The following is a 4,255-nucleotide window of genomic DNA, read 5'->3' as shown; positions in this document are numbered from 1 at the left end:
TCCGGGAGCCGGGAGCCGGGAGCCGGGAGCCGGGAGCCGGGAGCCGGGAGCCGGGAGCCGGGAGCCGGGAGCCGGGAGCCGGGAGCCGGGAGCCGGGAGTTTCACGTGGAACACCGACTCATCGACGTCGCAGCGGTGGACGGCGGCGAGGTGGACCAGCGCCCTCGGGCGTCGGACTCCTAAACCTCATCGTCTAACAGCGGATGGCCGGCGCGGGCGTTGCCGACCAGTCGCACCGGGCGTAGCCGCACCGGGCGCGGCCGACCAGCCGCACCACGCGCGGCCGGAGCACCGCACGTGAAGCGTCGAGTCGATCCAGTCCGTCGTGGCCGAGATCGTCCATCGACAGAGAGAAGATCAAGCACTAGTTCGCAGAATCTCCCCCGCCGAAGCCCATCCCCGTCGTCATGCGTCATAGATCGCAGAGGCCTGCGATCAGCCAAGGCAGGCGTTCCAAAGGTGCACCCCGGAATCGAGCGCCGATCGTTGACGCGCCAGGACATGAACGGGGGATCTGCGGTGCCCGGGTCCGACTGGGACGCCCAGGGGCGGCAGCCGACTCCCCTCGATGTGAGCGCAGCAATCCGGTACACCACACCACCGGACGCGCCTGATCCGCGGACGGAAGCAGACAGTCAGGCACATGCTCGTCGGCGGGGACGACCCGTCACCGGAGGAACTCCGCATGCGGCCGACTCCTGGCCGGCATCCGGCGTTGCCGGGTATCGCCGGACGGCCCTCCCGCAACCGGCGATCTGACGCCCAACGCAGTCGCCGGCTGCGGGCTGATGGTCCGAGCCCGGCCTCCCGCAGCGGAGAAATCCACGACGCAGTGGGCCTCGGCGCCAACACGGCGATCGCCAGTCGTGGAGAGCTCGGAGCGCGAATGCAAGCCATAACCGACCGCAGACTTGCCTCAAAATCGGAGGCCGCTTCCGCCGATGGTGGCGGGCTATCAGACTTCAGCCTTGCTCCGACGCACCGGCCATCTGCTCTGAGCTCAGCATCAAATGGTTGATCGCGGCACCGTCCGGCGATGAGCGGATGGCGTCGACACCTCGTCAACTGGGCGGCCGGCGCCCCGGCCGATCCTGGCCGTCGTCGCCGTCACGGACGTAATGCGGACCCGCCGGGAGGCGTTGGCATGGAACCCGCAGCCGAACCGAGTTGTCTTCGCACGGTGCGGGCCGAGGCTAGAGCGAGGCCATCCCAAAGCCCGAACCAGTCGACTCGCGATGCCTTGCTTCGGCCTAGTTGACGAGACCTCGAACTAGCAGGTCGACCAGCTGGACGGAAGAGCCACCTGCCCGAGAATCGGACGACTCTGCGAGACAAGGCGAGGCAAGGCAACCGGATGTTGGTCGTCCGAGTCTCGAGAGTCAAAGCGCTAGTGCTCGTATCCACAAGGGGTCGACAGCGATTCACCGCAGTCGACCGCGATGCAGCCCCGGACTCCGCCTCCTTGCGCTGTCATCTGCCGAGCAGCTATACCGAACGTCTCTTGGGCACCCGCAGTGAGCCGGCGACCGACCCACCGGAGCGGCCGAGAGCTGGGCCGCATCCCACCCTCCCGGACGAGGAGAGAAGCGGGACCCGCCCACGAATGTCGTAGAGATAGAAGCGTCAGCTCTGATACGAGGGCGAGACGAAGCTTGGGTGCCACAGGCCGGGAGCCGAAGCCCTCTGCGGCGGCCGACCACGGCATCGGACCCAAGCGATCGAACAGGGCGACGCAGAAGCGCCCGAACCCCATCGCCGGCAAGGAGTCGTGAGTGGTCGGCGCCATCCTTCGATCGAGAGCACACGTCAGCCCGGCGCCGGCGTTAATGCCGCTTCTTCGGTGACGTACTTGGGATGCAGCCAACGAGCGCAATCCAGTCTGGATGGCCGCGCACTCCCTTTAGAACGCGCGAGCACACACGGGAGTCGAGACGTGTGGTACGCGTAGGCCCCGCGGCGACAGCCTTTCGACCGGGGCCCCAAAGCGTCTCCTCGCGCGCCATCCCTCGCGGGGAGAGCCGGCAACGGGTCAGGATCGGCCAGCCATGCCGACGCCACGCGGCCGGCTGTCTGGTGCATGGAGTCCATCACTGGATCGAGAACGATCGCGCCCGCCCAGCACAGATCTCTGGAAACCATCAACCCGGGAAGCATCACGCAATGCAGCCACCGATGCCGAGCGATAGAGCGAGGGGCGAACCCTGACGGGCCAACTGTGCAACTACCCGGCCTCAACCGCCGTAAAGCAAGATCAACGCAGACCCATGTGCGCCGACGACAACACGCCATAGGCCGACCCCATAAACGATCCAACCAACCAGGCCACCGATCGCCACGCCTCAAGCCGCCCGCGGACACGGCCCGGAGTCAGCGCCCCGGGCCGTCCTCACCAGGCACCAGCGACCGACTACACCTCGAGATCCTCACCTCCAACAAACACCGGCTGAGCCGATCGGAAAGTCGAACGCCACTCCCTCGATCCCAGCCCTAGGGGCTCACCAATCGGATCCCACCCGAGGCCCGGCTCACCTACTAAGCGACCCCGGCTACACCGACCCGATCGCTCCGACGCACCGAGATCACAGCAGCGGCACGCGAGCAACCCGGGCGAAGCAAAGGCCGACAAGCCCGATCGCGATGGCCCCGAGGGCAAGTGACCACCCAACGCGACTGAGACTCATTCACATCCACCCTCGCCGCGGATCAAGGACACCGCCGCACCAGGCGCATATAAGTCCAGACCATTATCCACAGCCTGTGCGTAACTGCTGTTGAGAAACCACCCATCCCCGTTTCACGTGAAACGCGACCGATGCTGACGCCCCGTCCACCGCTTCATCCACAGGCCGTGCAAGCCTGCGACGTCGTGTTTCACGTGAAACGGGCCAGCCTGTGGATAACTTCTGTGGATAACTACTGGAGTACTCCTCTGCCCACATACTGTGATGAGCATCGACGTTGGTCTCGCCGTTCGAGGGACTTAAGACCCATTACTCCACAGCCAGAAAATTGACCCGGGACACTAGCTCTGGCCTGGGCTAAAGTCCCCTCGTGCCAGACAACACCGTGCCGCTGCCCGACTTCACGCGTTGGCCTTCTTTTCCCTTCGAGGGTGACATGCGGGTAAAACCGCTCGCAGCTCCCGTCGAGGTGGAACCGCCGCGCAGCGGTGAGGACGCGACCGACTGCGTCGCCTGCGGCACCCCCGACAGCTCGTACGTCTGGGTCAGCGAACGCTGGCGCGTCCGCGCGATGGACCGCCCCACCGGCCTGCCGATGGTCTTGATCCTCGAGTGCCGCTCACACCTCGACCTCGGCGATCTCCCGAACCTTCTCGCCGCCGAGCTCGGCGTCATGACGGTCCGCCTCGAGCGCGCGATCCGCACCCTCGACGGCGTCGCCCGCGTGCACGTCAACCGCTGGGGCGACGGCTCCGCCCACCTGCACCTGTGGTTCCTCGCGCGTCCCCACGGCCGCCTCCAGCTGCGCGGCACATTCCTCTCCCTCTGGGACGACATCCTCCCCGTCATCCCGGAACAGCAGTGGCTCGAAAACCTGGCCCTGGTCGCGGCATGGCTGGCCGGGTTCGGCGGCGAAGCGATCGCCGAGCCCCCGCACATCCAGTGGGAGTCCCCCTCCACGATCAACTACTCCCCGACCGCGCAGGCGTCGAGCGACGAAAACGCGACCGGCACCCCGGACGACGAAGACCACCGCCCCACAACGCTGGGCGACATCGAGGCGGCAAAGCCCAACCCAAAGCCGGCCCCGACGATCGCCGCCGAGAGCGGCGCAATCGACTCACCGGCAGCCCAGCCACAGACCTAAAAACACGCAGATGTACGCGCCGGACCGCCCCCGCCCCAAAGTGGTCGCCCCCACCTGCTCAACCCCAAGCACCCTCCCACCCCTGAGGCACCCCTAGCAACAAAGGCCGCAGTAACTCAGCAGCCTCAATCCGCCCATGCCAAACCGCCCTGCCAAGTCGATCGCCCCAAACCGAGCCACCGCACCAAGCCGATCGCGCCAAGCCGGACCAATCGCGCCGAGCCGATACGTCGAGCCGGACCGATCGAGCCGACCGCACCAAGCCGGTCGCGCTGAGCCGAGCAAGCCGAGCCGACCGAGCCGAGCCGAGCCAGCCAAGCTGCGCCAACCACGTGCTCGGCCGAGCCGGCCGAAACGGCCACCCGAGCCGGTCGCGCCGAGCCGGGCCGGCCACGCCTAGCCAGCCACGCCGATCGCACCAAGCCGG

General features: G+C 67.1%; 1 protein-coding gene. It reads left to right on the top strand.

Annotated elements, in window-relative coordinates:
* Nucleotides 1–3,072: 3,072 nt before the first annotated feature.
* Nucleotides 3,073–3,828 (top strand): hypothetical protein, encoded by a 756-nt coding sequence (locus tag AB0E90_RS37700; RefSeq protein ID WP_360416621.1) that lies wholly within the window; start codon nucleotides 3,073–3,075, stop codon nucleotides 3,826–3,828.
* Nucleotides 3,829–4,255 lie beyond the last annotated feature (427 nt).

The sequence above is a fragment of the Actinoplanes sp. NPDC026619 genome, assembly GCF_040638295.1.
Taxonomy (GTDB): Bacteria; Actinomycetota; Actinomycetes; order Mycobacteriales; family Micromonosporaceae; genus Actinoplanes.
This window is presented reverse-complemented; position numbering and strand designations above follow the sequence as displayed.